Below are 18,083 nucleotides of genomic sequence, written 5' to 3'. Positions count from 1 at the left end.
TGCGGAGAAAGAATAGAAATACAAGAAAAATATATTGTGATAAAAACATCCTGCAGATGCAGAATGAGATTACAATGCGAAAAAGCATGAAATACGAGGAGAATGAAAAAATGGTTAGGATTCAGGAATGTGTACTCTACCGTGATTTTCAGCACGGAGAGATTCTGGAGAAAATGACAGCTCTGATGAATGCCTGTGAGAGTGGTCAGGAACAGTTAAAAGAACAGGAAAATACGTTTTTTGAGTGTATGAACGGTCTGGTGGAAATGGCAGGTTCCTACGGATTTTCCGGGAATCTGTGGCACAATTATCTGACGTTCCTTCTGGTCAATCACGAAAATGCCTTCAGTACGGCGAGTGAAATCAGGGGAGCAGTGGAAGGCAGTATCAATGAGCTTGCAAGAAATGATTTTGCAATCTTTAAAGAACTGTATGATTTTGATCTGGAAAAGCTTGGAAGTGTGTTTGGAACTGCATGCTGTAAGGTCATCTGCGACTATCAGAATGTCAATGGCAACAGCAAGATGTTCAATTCCAGAATCCGTGACAGAATCTGCAGTATGAGCAGAACACTGGCTGCTGCAGAGACAACGGAAGAATTTATGGAAGACATGGTGCAGTTTTACAAGGATTTTGGTGTAGGCAAGCTGGGACTGCACAAGGCGTTCCGCATTGCACATGATGACAATGGAAAAGTAGTCATCGAACCGATTACCAGGATTGCTCATGTGCAGCTGGATGATCTGGTGGGCTATGAGATTCCGAAGAAGAAACTCATTGAGAATACCGAAGCATTTGTCAGGGGAAGAAAATCCAACAACTGTCTGTTGTTTGGAGATGCCGGCACCGGCAAATCATCCAGTATTAAGGGAATCCTGAACCGTTACTATGACGAGGGACTCCGTATTATTGAAGTTTATAAGCATCAGTTCCAGGATCTGAATGATGTGATCGCTCAGATCAAGAACCGGAATTATAAGTTTATTATTTATATGGACGATCTGTCCTTTGAAGAATTTGAAATCGAATACAAATATCTGAAAGCAGTAATTGAGGGCGGTCTGGAGAAAAAACCGGACAATATTCTGATTTATGCCACGAGCAACCGGCGCCATCTGGTACGCGAGCGTTCCAGTGATAAGCTGGAGATTATGGATGATGACGATCTGCATTCTTCCGATACCGTGCAGGAGAAGCTTTCCCTGGTATACCGTTTTGGCGTTCGTATCTATTTCGGTGCTCCGAACAAAAAAGAATTCCAGAATATCGTCAGAGTTCTGGCACAGCGTTACGGAATTACCATGCCGGAAGAACAGCTGATGCTGGAAGCCAACAAATGGGAATTGTCCCACGGCGGCCTGACCGGAAGAACAGCGCAGCAGTTTATTGATTATCTGCTTGGAACAGTGGAAAATTAATGCGGTAACAGGGAACCGCTGAAGAAGGAGATGGGGATATGGCAGTGACAACTTTTGCAGCAATTGATGTGGGGTCATACGAAACCAGTATGAAAATCTTTGAATTTTCGAGAAAGGCGGGATTCAAAGAACTGAACTACGTAAGATATCGTCTGGAATTGGGAAGGGGTTCTTATACGGGTGGTCGTCTGGATGTCAATATGGTGGATGAGCTGTGCGAGATTCTGCAGGATTTCAAAAAGATGATGAAGGAGTTCGGTGTGGAGGAATACCGGGCATGCGCAACCAGTGCATTTCGCGAATTGAAAAATCCAATCCTGATCATTGAGCAGATTTATCAGAGAACAGGCGTAAGAATTGAAGTATTAAGTAATGCGGAGCAGCATTTCCTGGGGTACAAATCAATCGCAGCCATTGAAACCGGATTTAAGAAAATGATCCAGAAAGGAACCGCCATTCTGGATGTGGGCGGCGGCAGCCTGCAGGTCTCTCTGTTTGACAAGGATGCGCTGGTGACCACGCAGAGTTTGAAAATGGGAAGTCTTCGTATCCGTGAACGTCTGAAAGAGCTTGGCAAGCAGAATATCCATTATGACCAGCTGATTGAAGAATTTATCCGAAATGACCTGACTGCCTTTCAGCGGCTGCATCTGAAAGACCGGGATATCAAAAATGTGATTCTCATGGGAGATCTTCTGACAGACACGATCTTCAAAGAAGAACTGGACGATCATATTATTACCAGAGCGGAATTTATCAACCGTTATCAGAATACGGTAGATAAGACGGAAGAAGTTCTGGCGGAAGAACTTGGGATGGATGAAGAATATGCCTCCCTTGTCATTCCAACGATGGTCATCTGTAAGAATTTCCTGGATATTTTCAATGCGGAGTCCATCTGGGTTCCCGGAGTTTCCCTTCTTGACGGGCTTGCCTATGATTTTGGCGAGAAGAAGAAATTCATTAAGAGTGTTCACAATTTTGAGAATGATATTCTGGTGGCTTCCAGAAATATTGCAAAGCGCTATTCCAGCGGAAAGAATCATATTCAGGGAACGACAGATCTGGCACTGACTATTTTTGACAGCATGAAGAAGGTGCATGGCATGGGCTCCAGAGAACGGCTGCTTCTCCAGATTGCTGTACAGCTTCATGACTGCGGAAAATACATCAGTCTCGGAGATGTGGCAGAGTGTTCCTACCGGATCATTATGGCAACAGAAATAATCGGGCTTTCCACGGAGGAGAGACAGATCATTGCCAATGCGGTGCGGTATAATACGACAGAATTTGTATATTATGATGAAAGGAACGATGATGGTTCCGGCCTTGACAGGAAACGTTATCTTCTTGTGGCAAAACTGACGGCAATTCTCCGTCTGGCCAATGCGATGGACAGAAGCCATTATCAGAAAGTACAGGGGCTGCGCGCAGTTCTGAAAGACAGAGAACTGCAGCTGATCATCGATTCCAATCGTGATATTTCTCTGGAATTGGGACTGCTGAAAGATAAGGTCAAGTTCTTTGAGGAAGTATTTGGTATCCGTCTGGTTCTCAGACGCAAGAGAAAAATGTAGAGGTGGGTGCAATGATGGATCTGAAAAATTTTGAAAAACCGGTATATTTTGTAAACAGAGAGTTGAGCTGGCTGAAGTTTGATGAAAGGGTTCTGAGTGAAGCAAGGGATAAAAGTCTTCCACTGTTTGACAGGCTGAAATTTTTAAGTATTACTTCTTCCAATCTGGATGAATTTTATATGGTGCGTGTGGCGTCTCTGAAAGATCAGGTGCATGCCGGATATGAAAAAACGGACATTGCCGGACTGACACCGAAGGAACAGCTGAAAGAAATCAGCGCCCAGACCCATGAACTGGTGCATACACAGTATAATACGCTGACCCGTTCCCTCCTCCCTCTTCTGGAAAAAGCAGGATTACATATGATTCTGGAGCATGAGGAGCTTACGGATGATCAGAAAGAGTATGTGGACCGCTATTTTGAGGATAATGTTTATCCGGTATTGACTCCTATGGCGATGGATTCTTCCAGACCGTTCCCGCTGATCCGGAATAAGACATTGAATATCGGAGCACTGATTTCGAAAAAAGACCGCAAAAAAGACAAAGAAGTACTGGAATTTGCCACGGTGCAGGTTCCCTCCGTGCTGCCGCGTGTGATTGAGATCCCGTCCGGCAAAGAGGGTGTGAGAGCAGTGATCATGCTGGAGGAGATTATCGAGAGAAATATCGGTAAACTGTTTTTGAGCAATGATGTGGTATGTGCCCATCCGTACCGTATTATGAGAAATGCGGATCTGAGTATTGACGAGGATGAAGCAGAGGATCTTCTGGTAGAAATCCAGAAGCAGCTGAAAAAGCGTCAGTGGGGAGAAGTGATCCGTCTGGAAGTGGAAGACAAGATGGATAAACGTCTTCTGAAAATACTGAAAACAGAATTTGAAATTAAAAATGAAGATATCTTTTCCATCAGCGGTCCGCTGGATCTGACGATGCTGATGAAGGTTTACGGACTGGACGGCTTTGATGAGTACAAGACGCCGAAATATGTACCTGCTCCTGTGCCGGCTTTTCAGAATGACAAGGATATTTTCCAGGTTATCCGTGAGGGAGATGTATTTTTGCATCACCCGTATATGAGTTTTGATCCTGTTGTGAATTTTGTGCGTCAGGCTGCAAAAGATCCGGATGTTCTGGCTATCAAACAGACGCTGTATCGTGTCAGCGGCAATTCTCCGATCATTGCGGCACTTGCACAGGCTGCCGAGAACGGCAAGCAGGTTTCCGTTCTGGTGGAGTTGAAAGCGCGTTTCGATGAGGAGCACAATATCGTCTGGGCGAAAATGCTGGAAAAAGCGGGCTGTCATGTTATTTACGGTCTTGTGGGATTGAAGACACACAGCAAGATTACCCTGGTGGTCAGAAGAGAGGAAACCGGAATCCGCAGATATGTGCATATGGCGACCGGTAACTATAATGATTCCACTGCCAAACTTTATACAGACTGTGGCGTGTTCAGCTGCGACGAACGTTTCGGAGAAGATGCAACAGCCGTATTTAATATGCTTTCCGGTTATTCGGAACCGAAGCGATGGAACAAACTGATCGTGGCTCCAATCTGGATGAAGAATCGTTTCCTGAAGCTGATCGAGAGAGAAGCGGAAAATGCGAAAAACGGGCTTCCGGCTTATATCCGTGCAAAGATGAATTCTCTCTGTGATCCGGTGATCATGTCAGCTTTGTATTATGCGTCCTCCTGCGGGGTACAGATCGATCTTCTGGTGCGCGGTATCTGCTGTCTGAAAGTGGGCATTCCTGGTGTCAGTGAGAATATCCATGTACGCTCCATTGTTGGGGAATTTCTGGAACACAGCCGTATTTTCTGTTTCTGCAATGGCGGAAATGAAGAAGTTTATATGGGAAGTGCAGACTGGATGCCGCGTAATCTGGACCGCCGTGTGGAGATTGTCTTCCCTGTAGAAGACGAGTCGATTCGTGCGGAAGCCATCCATGTTCTGGATCTGGAATTTAAAGACAATGTTAAAGCACATATTCTTCAGCCGGATGGAACTTATGTGAAACTGGATAAGAGAGGAAAGGCGCTTGTCAATTCCCAGATGGAATTCTGCAGAGAAGCGCAGGAAAAAGCGGCCGGAAATAAAAAGCAGAATAAAGAAAAGTCCAGAGTTTTCGTTCCGGCAGAACCGGCAGAGGATCCTGAGGAAGAGAAGTAAGCGTTTTACAGACTGTACAGTACTTACGGGTGATATGCCCTGTGAAGTGCTGTGCAGTTTTATTTTATCATAGGAAAGTGCTGTGCATTTGCCTATGATATAAAAAGCCCTTCGGGCAGGATTCTGGAGCAGACGAGTGAATGATAAGGATCGATTGATTTACAAAATTGACGATGAAAATGTATATATTCTTGCATGTCGCTATCATTATGGAAACAGATGAGATTGTATATATAAAAAAGTGTAGCCTGCATTCAAAAAATGTAACTACACTTTTTATGTCCGAAAATAAGAAAAACCTTGAAAAATCAAGGTTTTCGTTGAATATTCCTAGCAGCCAGTACGGGAATCGAACCCGTGTTTTCGCCGTGAGAGGGCGACGTCTTGACCCCTTGACCAACTGGCCATGTCTTAACCGACTTGTTCAGTATACACCAGTTCTGAGAAATATGCAAGCACTTTTTTTTCTTTATCAAAATTTTTTTGTTTTATCAAAAATTCTTAAAAATATAAAAAAAGACTTGCATTTTTCGTAAAGTAGTGTATACTAAATAAGTCAGTTAAAACAAGGCCAGTTGGTCAAGGGGTCAAGACGTCGCCCTCTCACGGCGAAAACACGGGTTCGATTCCCGTACTGGCTGTTAGAAATGATAAAAACCAATCAAGCAGATACTTGATTGGTTTTTTTTTCTTGCCAAACAGGTAGAAAATGGGTTATCATAATAGAACTGATGTTTACTATTAGAAAGATAGAAAAGTTCCGGACAACAGATATGTCCATAGGATTGAAAGAAAGGAAATGTAACAGCATGGCAAAAAAGGAAACTTATGATGCAGGCAGTATCTCTGTTCTGGAAGGTCTGGAGGCGGTCCGCAAGCGCCCCGGTATGTATATCGGAAGCGTGTCACGGAAAGGTCTGAATCATTTGATATATGAAATTGTTGACAATGCAGTGGATGAACATCTGGCAGGGTACTGCGACCGGATCCATGTGGTTCTGGAGAAGGACGGTTCCTGTACCGTAGATGACAACGGCCGAGGAATTCCTGTGGACATGCATGAGAAAGGGGTTTCCGCAGAGCGGCTGGTTTTTACCACACTTCATGCGGGAGGCAAGTTTGACAACTCTGCCTATAAGACCAGCGGAGGACTGCATGGAGTGGGTTCTTCTGTAGTAAATGCCCTTTCCACGTACCTGGATATCAAGATCAGCCGTGATGGATATATCCATCATGATTATTATGAACGGGGTGTACCGGCACTGGAACTGGAAGATGGTCTTCTGCCGAAGCTCGGCCGGACAAAAGCCACCGGAACCTGTATCAATTTCCTGCCGGATCCGGAAATATTCGAAAAGACCCGTTTTTCCGCAACAGAGGTAAAAAGCAGGCTTCATGAAACGGCTTATCTGAATCCGGATCTGACCATTCTGTTTGAAGATCTGAGAGGGGAAACACCGGAGAAAATCGAATACCATGAACCGGATGGAATCATTGGTTTTATCAAAGACCTGAATCAGAATACGGAAGCACTTCATGAGCCTGTGTACTTTAAGGGAGAATCCGAAGGTATCCAGGTAGAAGTGGCTTTTCAGTTTACCAATGAATTTCGGGAAAATGTACTGGGATTCTGTAATAATATTTATAATGCAGAAGGTGGTACCCATCTGACCGGTTTCAAAACGACGTTCACAGCGGTTATGAATACCTATGCCAGAGAAATCGGAGTACTGAAGGAAAAAGATTCGAATTTTACAGGTGCAGATATCCGAAACGGTATGACAGCAGTTGTTTCTATCAAACATCCTACACCGCGGTTTGAGGGTCAGACCAAGACAAAGCTGGACAATCAGGATGCGGCCAAGGCTGCCGGCAAGGTAGTGGGAGAGCAGATGGTACTCTATTTTGACCGTAATCTGGAAACGTTGAAAACCATTCTTTCCTGTGCGGAAAAAGCAGCAAAAATCCGGAAAACAGAGGAACGTGCAAAAACCAATCTTCTGACGAAGCAGAAATATTCCTTTGACTCCAATGGCAAGCTTGCCAACTGTGAGAAGAAAGATCCTTCTCAGTGTGAAATCTTTATCGTGGAGGGAGATTCTGCGGGAGGTTCCGCCAAGACTGCGAGAAACCGCAATTATCAGGCAATCCTTCCGATCAGGGGCAAGATCCTGAATGTTGAGAAAGCTTCCATAGATAAGATTCTCGCGAATGCGGAAATCAAGACGATGATCAATGCTTTTGGATGCGGATTTTCCGAGGGATACGGGAATGATTTTGACATATCCAAACTGCGCTATGATAAGATTGTGATCATGGCCGATGCCGATGTGGACGGCGCGCATATTTCCACCCTTCTTCTGACGCTGTTTTACCGTTTCATGCCAGAGTTGATTTATGAGGGCCATGTGTATATCGCTATGCCTCCTCTTTACAAAGTTATGCCGAAGAAAGGCGCAGAAGAGTACCTTTATGATGATAAAGCACTGGAGAAATACCGTCGTACCCATAAGCCGGGCTCTTTTACCCTGCAGCGATACAAAGGTCTTGGAGAAATGGATGCGGAGCAGTTATGGGAGACGACACTGAATCCGGAGACCCGTATGATGAAGCGGGTGGAAATCGAAGATGCGCGTCTGGCTTCCAGCGTGACAGAAATTCTGATGGGAAGTGAGGTACCTCCAAGGAAGAATTTCATCTACGAGCATGCGAGAGACGCAGAACTGGATATCTGACAGTTATCTGTCCGAATGAAATGATGTATCAGGAACGGAAAGGAACAATATGGAAACAAAACAGGAAAATATCATCCGTACCGATTATGCGGAGGTCATGCAGAAATCCTATATTGACTATGCCATGAGCGTAATTATTTCCCGTGCTCTGCCGGATGTGCGGGACGGGCTGAAGCCGGTACAGAGAAGAACGTTATATGATATGTATGAGCTGGGCATCCGGTATGACCGCCCGTATCGTAAATGCGCCCGTATCGTAGGTGATACCATGGGTAAATATCATCCCCATGGTGACAGCTCGATTTATGAAGCCCTTGTGGTCATGGCTCAGGATTTCAAAAAAGGAAAGACCCTGGTGGACGGGCACGGAAACTTTGGCTCCATTGAAGGAGATGGTGCCGCTGCCATGCGATATACAGAGGCACGTCTGGAGAAACTGACTCAGGAAGTATTTCTGGGAGATCTGGATAAAGATGTTGTAGATTTCATGCCAAATTTTGATGAGACGGAGAAAGAACCGGTGGTTCTTCCTGTGCGGATTCCCAATATTCTGGTAAATGGTGCGGACGGAATTGCCGTTGGTATGGCGACCAGTATTCCGCCTCACAATCTGGGGGAAGTCATCGATGCGGTCAAAGCATATATGAAAGACAGCAATATCAGTGTGAAAGGTCTGATGCGCTATATCAAGGGACCTGATTTTCCTACCGGCGGGATTGTGGTCAACAAAGATGACCTCAGAAATATTTACGAGACAGGTACCGGAAAGATCCGTCTCAGAGGCCGGGTGGAAGTGGAAAAATTAAAAGGCGGCAGACAGCAGCTGGTGATTACGGAAATTCCCTACACCATGCTTGGTGCCAATATCGGTAAATTCCTGAATGATGTGGCAGGTCTGGTGGAAACGAAAAAGACGACCGACATCGTGGATATTTCCAATCAGTCATCCAAAGAAGGAATCCGTATTGTACTGGAACTGAAAAAAGACACAGATGTGGAAAACCTTACGAATATGCTGTATAAAAAGACCCGGCTGGAGGATACCTTCGGTGTCAACATGCTGGCTGTTGCGGACGGAAGGCCGGAAACGCTGAGTCTGAAACAGATTATCGAACATCATGTGGACTTTTTGTTTGAAGTGACGACCAGAAAATACAAAACACTTCTCGCAAAGGAACTGGAAAAAAAGGAAATCCAGGAAGGCCTGATCAAAGCGTGTGATGTAATCGACCTGATCATCGAAATCCTTCGCGGCAGCAAGAACCGGGAACAGGTGAAGAGATGTCTGGTTGACGGAATTACGGAAGGAATCCGTTTCCGGACAAAAGCAAGCGAAAAAGCCGCAAAGAATCTGCGGTTTTCTGAACGTCAGGCCAATGCGATCCTGGAAATGCGTCTCTACAAGCTGATCGGACTGGAGATCGAGGCTCTTCAGGCAGAGTATAGGGAAACGGTAAAAAATATCAACCTTTATCAGGATATTCTGGATAATTATGATTCCATGTCAGCCGTGATCATGAAGGAACTGGATGATATTAAAAAGGAATATAATACCAGACGCCGTACATCTGTGGAGAATGCAGAAGAAGCGGTTTACGAAGAGAAGAAGATGGAAGAAATGGAAGTCTGCTTCCTCATGGACCGTTTTGGTTATATGAAACTGATCGACAAGACAGCATATGAGAGAAATAAGGAAGCTGTCCACGGGGATAATAAATATGTTTTCACCTGTATGAATACGGATAAAATCTGTATGTTTACAGATACCGGAAAAATGCATACCATAAAAGTTGCAGATATCCCGCTGGTACGTTTCCGCGACAAGGGAACTCCTGCGGATAATCTCAGTAATTATGACAGTACGCAGGAGCAGATGATTTATGTGGGACCGATGGCACAGGTCAGCCGGTCTTCCCTGCTGTTTGTGACAGAAAGCTCCATGTGCAAGATTGTAGAGGGCACAGAATTTGATGTGGCAAAACGTACCATTGCCGCTACGAAACTGGGAGACGGTGACCGTCTGATCTTTGTGGGAAATGCAGATGAGATGGAGCATGTGGTGCTTCAGAGCCGGAACGGCTGTTTCCTGCGGTTCCTGAAAAACGAAGTTCCGGTGAAGAAAAAAGGCGCGGTCGGTGTACGCGGAATGAAACTTGCAGAAGGAGATCTTCTGGAACATGCATATCTTCTGGAAGGACATCAGGAGTACGCGATTACCTATCATGAGAAGCAGTATTCATTGAATAAAGTGAAACTGGCAAAACGTGATACCAAAGGAACAAAACCGCGCATTTAGCACATCGAAAAAAATCCCTTGATTTTCTGAAATGATAGTGTTAGAATGTAGGAAACTGGATGATGGATAGCATGAGAGTGGGCTTCGGTCCACTCTTTTATGTGTAATCCGAAATTTTGAAAGGAAGGTGGGTATTATGAGCAGGCGCGAAGAATACGAGCAGAGAGCAGAAGCTCTGCTGACTCCTATTGTGGACGCCAACGGATTTGAACTGGTGGATGTGGAATATGTCAAGGAAGCCGGAGAATGGTATCTCAGAGGCTACATTGATAAACCCGGCGGAATCACGGTAAATGACTGTGAGACTGTCAGCCGCGCGTTCAGTGACAAACTGGATGAGGAAGATTTCATCGACGAAAGCTACATTATGGAGATCAGTTCTCCGGGACTTGACAGACCTTTGAAGAAAGAGAAGGATTTTGTAAGAAGCATGGGAAAACTGATAGAGATCCGTACCTACCGGCCGATCGAAAAACAAAAGGAGTTCTGCGGAGTTCTGACCGCATATGATAGTAACAGTGTTACAATTGACGAGGACGGCACCGAGCGTACTTTTGACAAAAAAGAAATCGCACTGATCCGTCTGGCGATCGAGTTCTAGTAATTGACAAATCAGGAGGAAAAGAGAAAAATGAACAAAGAGTTGATGGATGCGCTGAACATTCTGGAAAAAGAAAAAAACATCAGCAAAGATACTCTGCTTGGTGCGATTGAACAGTCTTTGCTCCAGGCCTGCAAGAATCATTTCGGAAAAGCGGACAATGTACATGTTGCCATTAATCCGGAAACCTGTGATTTTAAGGTCATGGCAGACAGAACCGTTGTGGAGTATGCAGAGGATCCGGCTCTGGAGATCTCGCTGGTGGATGCCCAGAAGATCAATACCAGTGCAGAAATCGGTGATACCGTTCAGGTAGAGATCCATTCCAGGGAATTCGGAAGAATTGCAACCCAGAATGCAAAAAATGTGATCCTGCAGAAAATCCGTGAGGAAGAACGCAAGGTACTGTATGATCAGTATTACGGACAGGAAAAAGAAGTTGTGACCGGTATCGTTCAGCGCGTGATGGGCAAGAATGTCAGCATTAATCTTGGAAAGGCTGATGCGATCCTCAGTGAGAACGAACAGGTAAAAGGAGAGGAATTCAAACCTACCGAACGTATCAAAGTTTATATTCTGGAAGTAAAGGATACCCCGAAAGGACCGAGAATCCTGGTTTCCAGAACTCATCCTGGCCTGGTGAAACGCCTGTTTGAATCAGAAGTTGCAGAAGTACAGTCCGGTATCGTGGAAATCAAGAGTATTGCCAGAGAAGCAGGTTCCCGTACAAAGATCGCTGTATGGAGCAACAATCCTGATGTAGATCCGGTTGGAGCCTGTGTAGGTAAAAACGGGGAGCGTGTCGGCGTGATCGTCAATGAGCTTCGCGGAGAAAAGATCGATATCGTCAACTGGGATGAAAACCCGGCCATTCTGATCGAAAATGCGTTAAGTCCGGCCAAAGTCATTGCGGTAATGGCAGATCCGGATGAGAAAACAGCACTGGTAGTCGTTCCGGATTATCAGCTTTCCCTTGCAATCGGTAAGGAAGGACAGAATGCCCGTCTGGCAGCCCGTCTGACCGGATTTAAGATCGATATCAAGAGTGAGACCAAGGCAAGAGAAGCCGGCGATCTTTACGATTATGAGGATGATGACGAGTACTACGAAGATGAGGAAGAATACGGAGAAGACGCAGAATATGCGGAAGAATCCGATGAAATAGCAGAAACAGGTGAAGAAACGTCAGACGATGGGGCAGAAGATGCTGTAACTGAACAAGACAGTGAAGAAGCTCCGGAGGAAGAACGTGAGGAGGCAGCAGCGGAAGAAGAATGAAAACAAAAAGTAAGATTCCCATGCGCCAGTGCACCGGCTGCAGGGAAATGAAAAGCAAAAAAGAAATGATCCGTGTTCTGAAAACTGCAGAGGATGAAATTATCCTGGATTCCACCGGTAAGAAGAACGGCAGGGGAGCTTACCTGTGTTTTTCCATGGACTGCCTTGAAAAAGCAATCAAAAGTCATGGTCTGGAACGTTCGCTGAAAGCTTCGATTCCGGAGGAAGTTTATCAGAACCTGAAAAAGGAGTTTGAAGCGATTGAAAAATAATAAGGTTTTGTCACTGGTAGGCCTCGCAACAAAAGCCGGAAAGACGGTCAGCGGAGAATTTTCCACTGAGAAATCTGTCAAAACAGGAAAAGGCTTCCTAGTTCTGGTTGCCGACGATGCCTCCATGAATACGAAAAAGAAATTTCGGAATATGTGTGAGTATTATGAAGTGCCGATCTATTTTTTTGCAGATAAAGAAGGTCTGGGAAAAGCCATGGGAAAAGAATTCCGTGCCAGCCTTGCTGTACAGGACGAGAATTTTGCGAAAGCAATCAGAAAGGAACTGGAGCAGGAGCAGGCATAAGGAGGTAGAGAAATGGCTGGGATCAGAGTGCATGAGATTGCCCGGCAGCTGGGCAGACAGAATAGAGAGGTCATGGAACTATTACAGAAACATGGGATCACTGTCAAGAGTCATATGACGATGGTGGATGAATCTCATATTACAATGCTGAAAGAAAAATTTGAAAAGATGGGAAAGGAGCATATTGCCAACGTGGATACTTCCAAAGAAGAAAAGATGGTAAACATGAAGCCGGAAGCTGAGAAAGCAGAGGCTCCTAAAAAGAAAAAAAATATTATTCGTGTATATCACGCTCAGAATGCAAGCGACGGAGGAAAGAACAGAACAAGAAAGCCGGGGGCTGAAAGAAAACCGTCTCAGAGACCGCAGGGAGCACCTGCACAGGGACAGAAAGCTCAGGGAACTGCTTCTCAGACACAGAAAAATCAGGCAGAAGCACAGAGTCAGAAACCTCAGACTGCAGTAACTCAGAATCAGAAGCCTCAGACTGCAGTACCGCAGAGTCAGAAACCGCAGGCAGCAGCTGAAAAACCGCAGAAAGCTGCAGAAACCAGAACTCCCGCAGAGCAGCAGAATGCTTCCGCTGTACAGCCGAAGCCGGCAGCACCTGCAGCAGAGAAGCCGAAGACACCGGAGGTAAAAGCAGCAGAAACTGCAGTACCGTCAGCACAGAATGCTTCCAGACCGGCACAGCAGGCACCGGCAGGTACACGTCTTCAGCAGACGCGTACAAATAACAGAGATAACCGGGAAGCGAGAGAACCGCGTGAGAACAGAGACAACCGGGATTTCCGCGAGAGACGCGACAATCGTGATAACCGCGCTCCAAGAGATGCACGCAGCAATGACAGAAGACCGGGAGACCGGAACAGCCAGAATCGAAACGGCCAGGACCGTCCGCAGAGAAATAATGACGGTCAGAATCGTTCGTTCAGAAACAATGATGGTCAGAATCGTTCCTTCCGACAGGGAGAGAACAATGGAAACCGCGGACCGAGACCACAGGGACGTCCGCAGGGCGCTCAGGAACGTTCAGAAGGAAGAAATGACAGCGGAAGATTCGGCGGCAGCCAGAACCGTCCGGGCCAGAACCGCGGCGGTCAGCGTCAGAACACCAGAAAGAATGATAATGAAGCAGTATTTGCTCCGGAGCTGACCAAAACATCCAAGGACAGCAAGAGAGAAAGAGACAGAGAAAACAAAAACAAGAAAAAAGATTTTGATAAAACCTCCAATATGGGACACCGTCCGAATCAGAATGGCCGCAAGACCGGAGTGAAACTGCCGAAGGCATTGCAGAAACCGGTTCCTCAGCCAAAACAGGAGGAGAAGAAGCCGGAAGTAAAAGAAATTGTCCTTCCGGAGAAAATGACCATCCGCGAGCTTGCAGAAGCGATGAAAATGCAGCCGTCTGCAATTGTTAAGAAACTCTTCATGCAGGGTATTATGGTTACTGTGAACCATGAGATCGATTTTGAAAAAGCTCAGGAAATCGCACTGGAATATGACATCATTGCAGAACAGGAAGAAAAGGTGGATGTAATCGAAGAGCTTCTGAAAGAAGACGAGGAAGATGAAGAAACAATGATTTCAAGACCGCCTGTAGTCTGCGTTATGGGACACGTTGACCATGGTAAGACTTCCCTTCTGGATGCCATCCGTAATACCAATGTTACCAGAGGTGAGGCCGGCGGTATTACCCAGCACATCGGTGCTTATGTGGTAAATATCAACGGACAGAAGATCACATTCCTGGATACACCAGGACATGAGGCATTTACTGCAATGCGTATGCGCGGTGCCAATGCGACAGATATCGCAGTACTTGTAGTTGCAGCGGATGATGGTGTTATGCCGCAGACGGTAGAAGCAATCAGCCATGCCAAAGCAGCAGGTGTGGAAATCATCGTTGCCATCAATAAGATCGATAAACCAAGTGCAAACATCGAACGTGTAAAACAGGAACTTTCCGAATATGAACTGATTCCGGAAGACTGGGGAGGAAGCACGGTATTTGTACCGGTATCTGCACATACCGGAGAAGGAATCGAGACTCTTCTGGAAATGATCCTTCTTACTGCTGAAGTTGCAGAACTGAAGGCAAACCCGGATCGTGCCGCAAGAGGTCTTGTCATCGAAGCTCAGCTTGATAAAGGAAAAGGTCCGGTTGCAACCATTCTGGTTCAGAAAGGTACTCTTCATGTGGGCGATTTCATTGCAGCAGGCGCATGCAGCGGTAAAGTACGTGCGATGATGGATGATAAGGGACGCCGTGTGAAAGAGGCAGGTCCGTCTACTCCGGTAGAGATTCTGGGTCTTGGCGATGTTCCGAATGCCGGTGAGATCATTATGTCCTTTGACAGTGACAAAGAAGCCAAGAACTTTGCAGGTGCATTCGTATCTGAGAATAAGAACCGTCTTCTGGAGGAAACCAAGGGCAAACTGTCTTTGGATAACCTGTTTGACCAGATTCAGGCCAGCGATCTGAAAGAACTTCCGATCATTGTAAAAGCGGATGTACAGGGTTCTGTGGAAGCAGTAAAACAGAGTCTTGTGAAGCTGTCCAATGAAGAAGTGGTTGTCAGAGTCATCCATGGAGGCGTTGGTGCCATCAATGAATCGGACGTTTCTCTGGCAGCAACCTCCAATGCGATTATTATTGGATTTAATGTACGTCCGGACGCAATGGCAAAACAGCTTGCAGAGCAGGAAGGCGTAGATCTGCGTCTGTACAAAGTCATTTATCAGGCAATCGAAGATGTGGAATCTGCAATGAAAGGTATGCTGGATCCGGTATTTGAAGAAAAAGTCATCGGTCATGCAGAAGTACGTCAGCTGTTTAAGGCATCCGGTGTGGGAACGATTGCAGGAAGTTATATTCTGGATGGTGTATTCCAGAGAAACTGCAAGGTTCGTATTTCCAGAGAAGGCGAACAGATCTTTGAAGGTGAACTTGGCTCTTTGAAGAGATTCAAGGATGATGTGAAAGAAGTGAAGGCAGGCTATGAATGTGGTCTTGTATTTGCCGGATTTAATGATGTAAAAGAAGAAGATAAGGTAGAAGCCTATATTATGGTAGAAGTACCAAGATAGAATACCGACAGGAGTGAGACTGAATGAGAAAAAACAGCATTAAGAATACGCGTATCAATGGAGAAGTTCAGAAAGAATTGAGTTCCATTATCCGCGGTGAGATTAAGGACCCGCGCATTCATCCCATGACTTCCGTTATGTCTGTGGAAGTGGCGCCGGATCTGAAAACATGCAAAGCTTATATCAGTGTTCTCGGCACCCAGGAAGCAAAGGAGAATACCATCCGGGGACTTTCCAGTGCAGAAGGTTATATCCGCCGTCAGCTCGCCAGAAATCTGAATCTGCGGAATACACCGGAAATTCGTTTTATTCTGGATGAATCGATTGAATATGGTGTGAATATGTCAAAACTCATAGATGATGTGAACAGAAAGGATGCGTCCGCAAAAGAAGCGGCCGAGGCAGAAGAGGAACAGGAATAAAATTTCCTGTTCTCCTGTCTGCAGCGCATCTGCTGCGGGAAGCATGGGAGGTAAGCATGAATAATATTGCAGAAGTACTGGACCAGGTAAAGACGATGGGAATCGCAGGGCATATCCGTCCGGATGGAGATTGTGTGGGGTCCTGCATGGCGCTGTATCTTTATGTGAAAGAGTATTATCCGGAAATTCAGGTGGATGTCTATCTGGATCATCCGAAACCGATTTTTTCTCATATTGATTGCATGGATGAAATAAAAACAGAGACAGACGGAGAAAAAGAATATGATCTGTTTGTCACCTGTGATGTCAGCTCCAGAGATCGTCTTGCTCTCGCCGGAGAGTATTTTGAAAAGGCCAAAAAGACAGTCTGCATCGATCATCATATCAGCAACTCGGGATTTGCCCGGATCAATTATATCCGCGGAGAAATAAGCTCTGCGTGTGAAGTGCTTTATGGCCTTCTTGATCCGGAAAAGGTGAATCAGAGAGTGGCAGTTCCAATTTATACCGGTATGATTCACGATACCGGTGTATTCCAGTATTCGTCAACCTCTCCGGAAACGATGAGAATTGCCGGACAGTTGATGAAAACGGGATTTAATTTCAGCAGGATCATTGATGAGTCTTTCTATGAAAAGACATATATTCAGAATCAGATTATGGGACGTGTGCTTGCAGAGAGCATTATGCTGCTGGACGGCAAATGTATTATCGGTTATCTCCGAAGAAGAGATCTGGATTTTTATGGTGTGGACGGCAAGGATCTTGATGGGATCGTCAGCCAGCTTCGTTTGACAAAGGGCGTGGAAGTGGCAATGTTCCTTTACGAGGTGGAGAGTCAGAAGTTCAAGGTGTCTCTGCGTTCCAACGGAAGAGTGGATGTGAGCAGGATCGCTGTCTATTTCGGAGGCGGCGGACATATGAGAGCTGCGGGAATCGATATGATGGGATCTCTGCATGACGTGATCAATAATATTACAGGCGAGATCGAGCGTCAGCTGCTCCTGTGCCGGGAGGTATGATGGACGGAATACTGATCATCCGAAAGGAAAAAGGATATACATCTCATGATGTGGTGGCAAAGCTGAGAGGCATTCTTCATATGAAAAAAATCGGGCATACAGGTACGCTGGATCCGGATGCGGAAGGAGTTCTCCCGATAGCTCTGGGTAAAGCCACCAGACTCTGTGAGATGCTGACAGATAAGGAAAAAACCTATGAGGCACTTCTTCACCTGGGAATTGAAACAGATACGCAGGATATGACCGGGAAAGTTCTGGCTGAAAAAGAAGTCACTGCAACAGAAAAAGAGGTCCGGTCAGTGATGCAGTCTTTTCTGGGAGACCAGATGCAGGTTCCGCCCATGTATTCCGCACTGAAGGTAAACGGCAGAAAGCTTTACGAACTGGCAAGGGAAGGAAAAGAAATCAAACGGGAAGCCAGGCCGGTGCATTTTTTTGCGATTGAGATCAAAGAGATGCAGCTTCCCTTTGTCCGGTTTTCTGTCACCTGCAGTAAGGGAACCTATATCCGTACGCTATGTCACGATATAGGCAGGGCGCTTGGATGCGGAGGATGTATGCAGGAGCTTGTCCGTACAGCATCGGGCAGATTTGCCATAGAGGAAAGTGTGACCCTTTCCCAGGTACAGGAAGCAGCAGAAAAGGGAACGGTATCGGAACTGGTAATCGGAATTGAAGAAATTTTGTCAGATTTTCCGAGAGTGTTATGTACGAAAGAGGGAGACCGTCTGCTTCTGAACGGAAATCCTCTTCATGAGGAACTTCTTCAGAGCGGTTATATGGACAGTCCGGTACGGATGTGTACTTCAGCAGGGGAATTTACAGGAATTTATCAGTGGGATTCCGGACGCAGAAAATACCTTCCCGTAAAAATGTTTCTTTGAGGAGTTA

13 protein-coding genes, 2 tRNA genes and 1 pseudogene are annotated in these 18,083 nt (G+C 45.8%); 15 read left to right on the top strand and 1 reads right to left on the bottom strand.

Features of this window, described 5'->3' with window-relative positions; all coding sequences use genetic code 11:
• Nucleotides 1-110: 110 nt before the first annotated feature.
• The 4 genes and pseudogenes from ACTNEW_RS05005 to ACTNEW_RS04990 all read left to right on the top strand — a co-directional run.
• On the top strand, nucleotides 111-1,418 hold the full coding sequence (locus tag ACTNEW_RS05005; protein ID WP_441058605.1) for an ATP-binding protein: 1,308 nt from the start codon (nucleotides 111-113) through the stop codon (nucleotides 1,416-1,418).
• A 38-nt stretch (nucleotides 1,419-1,456) separates the two neighbouring features.
• A complete protein-coding gene (locus ACTNEW_RS05000) occupies nucleotides 1,457-2,995 on the top strand; it encodes a Ppx/GppA phosphatase family protein (RefSeq protein WP_441058603.1) in 1,539 nt (512 codons plus the stop codon).
• A 14-nt stretch (nucleotides 2,996-3,009) separates the two neighbouring features.
• Nucleotides 3,010-5,169, top strand: a complete 2,160-nt coding sequence (locus ACTNEW_RS04995; RefSeq protein ID WP_441058713.1) for an RNA degradosome polyphosphate kinase — start codon at nucleotides 3,010-3,012, stop codon at nucleotides 5,167-5,169.
• A gap of 124 nt (nucleotides 5,170-5,293) precedes the next feature.
• Nucleotides 5,294-5,392: pseudogene (locus ACTNEW_RS04990) on the top strand (type II toxin-antitoxin system YoeB family toxin); the annotation flags it as partial.
• A 111-nt stretch (nucleotides 5,393-5,503) separates the two neighbouring features.
• On the opposite strand, the gene ACTNEW_RS04985 reads toward ACTNEW_RS04990, so the two are convergent.
• Nucleotides 5,504-5,575: transfer RNA gene (locus ACTNEW_RS04985), tRNA-Glu, on the bottom strand.
• Between the two features lie 163 nt (nucleotides 5,576-5,738).
• On the opposite strand from ACTNEW_RS04985, the gene ACTNEW_RS04980 reads away from it, so the two are divergent.
• From ACTNEW_RS04980 to truB, 11 genes are all read left to right on the top strand, one after another.
• Nucleotides 5,739-5,810: transfer RNA gene (locus ACTNEW_RS04980), tRNA-Glu, on the top strand.
• 168 nt (nucleotides 5,811-5,978) lie between these two features.
• Nucleotides 5,979-7,904 carry a DNA gyrase/topoisomerase IV subunit B gene (locus ACTNEW_RS04975; RefSeq protein ID WP_441058601.1) on the top strand — a complete coding sequence of 642 codons (1,926 nt, stop codon included), beginning with the start codon at nucleotides 5,979-5,981 and terminating at the stop codon, nucleotides 7,902-7,904.
• A gap of 49 nt (nucleotides 7,905-7,953) precedes the next feature.
• On the top strand, nucleotides 7,954-10,200 hold the full coding sequence (locus tag ACTNEW_RS04970) for a DNA gyrase/topoisomerase IV subunit A (RefSeq protein ID WP_441058599.1): 2,247 nt from the start codon (nucleotides 7,954-7,956) through the stop codon (nucleotides 10,198-10,200).
• A 136-nt stretch (nucleotides 10,201-10,336) separates the two neighbouring features.
• A complete protein-coding gene (rimP, locus tag ACTNEW_RS04965) occupies nucleotides 10,337-10,801 on the top strand; it encodes a ribosome maturation factor RimP (RefSeq protein WP_441058597.1) in 465 nt (154 codons plus the stop codon).
• Nucleotides 10,802-10,831: 30 nt separating this feature from the next.
• Nucleotides 10,832-12,079 carry a transcription termination factor NusA gene (gene nusA / locus ACTNEW_RS04960; RefSeq protein ID WP_441058595.1) on the top strand — a complete coding sequence of 416 codons (1,248 nt, stop codon included), beginning with the start codon at nucleotides 10,832-10,834 and terminating at the stop codon, nucleotides 12,077-12,079.
• Nucleotides 12,076-12,351: an RNase P modulator RnpM gene (gene rnpM / locus ACTNEW_RS04955; protein ID WP_441058593.1), complete on the top strand. Its 276-nt coding sequence runs from the start codon at nucleotides 12,076-12,078 to the stop codon at nucleotides 12,349-12,351. The genes nusA and rnpM overlap by 4 nt, the downstream gene beginning before the upstream one ends.
• Nucleotides 12,341-12,655: a L7Ae/L30e/S12e/Gadd45 family ribosomal protein gene (locus ACTNEW_RS04950; protein ID WP_441058591.1), complete on the top strand. Its 315-nt coding sequence runs from the start codon at nucleotides 12,341-12,343 to the stop codon at nucleotides 12,653-12,655. The genes rnpM and ACTNEW_RS04950 overlap by 11 nt, the downstream gene beginning before the upstream one ends.
• Before the next feature lie 12 nt (nucleotides 12,656-12,667).
• On the top strand, nucleotides 12,668-15,748 hold the full coding sequence (infB, locus tag ACTNEW_RS04945; RefSeq protein WP_441058589.1) for a translation initiation factor IF-2: 3,081 nt from the start codon (nucleotides 12,668-12,670) through the stop codon (nucleotides 15,746-15,748).
• Nucleotides 15,749-15,771: 23 nt separating this feature from the next.
• Complete coding sequence (gene rbfA / locus ACTNEW_RS04940) at nucleotides 15,772-16,170, top strand: 30S ribosome-binding factor RbfA (protein ID WP_441058587.1); 399 nt, start codon at nucleotides 15,772-15,774, stop codon at nucleotides 16,168-16,170.
• Nucleotides 16,171-16,226: 56 nt separating this feature from the next.
• A complete protein-coding gene (locus ACTNEW_RS04935) occupies nucleotides 16,227-17,192 on the top strand; it encodes a DHH family phosphoesterase (protein WP_441058585.1) in 966 nt (321 codons plus the stop codon).
• On the top strand, nucleotides 17,189-18,076 hold the full coding sequence (truB, locus tag ACTNEW_RS04930; RefSeq protein ID WP_441058583.1) for a tRNA pseudouridine(55) synthase TruB: 888 nt from the start codon (nucleotides 17,189-17,191) through the stop codon (nucleotides 18,074-18,076). The genes ACTNEW_RS04935 and truB overlap by 4 nt, the downstream gene beginning before the upstream one ends.
• Nucleotides 18,077-18,083: the final 7 nt, after the last annotated feature.

The organism is Blautia sp. HCP3S3_G3 (genome assembly GCF_052063365.1).
Taxonomy (GTDB): Bacteria; Bacillota; Clostridia; order Lachnospirales; family Lachnospiraceae; genus Blautia_A.
This window is presented reverse-complemented; position numbering and strand designations above follow the sequence as displayed.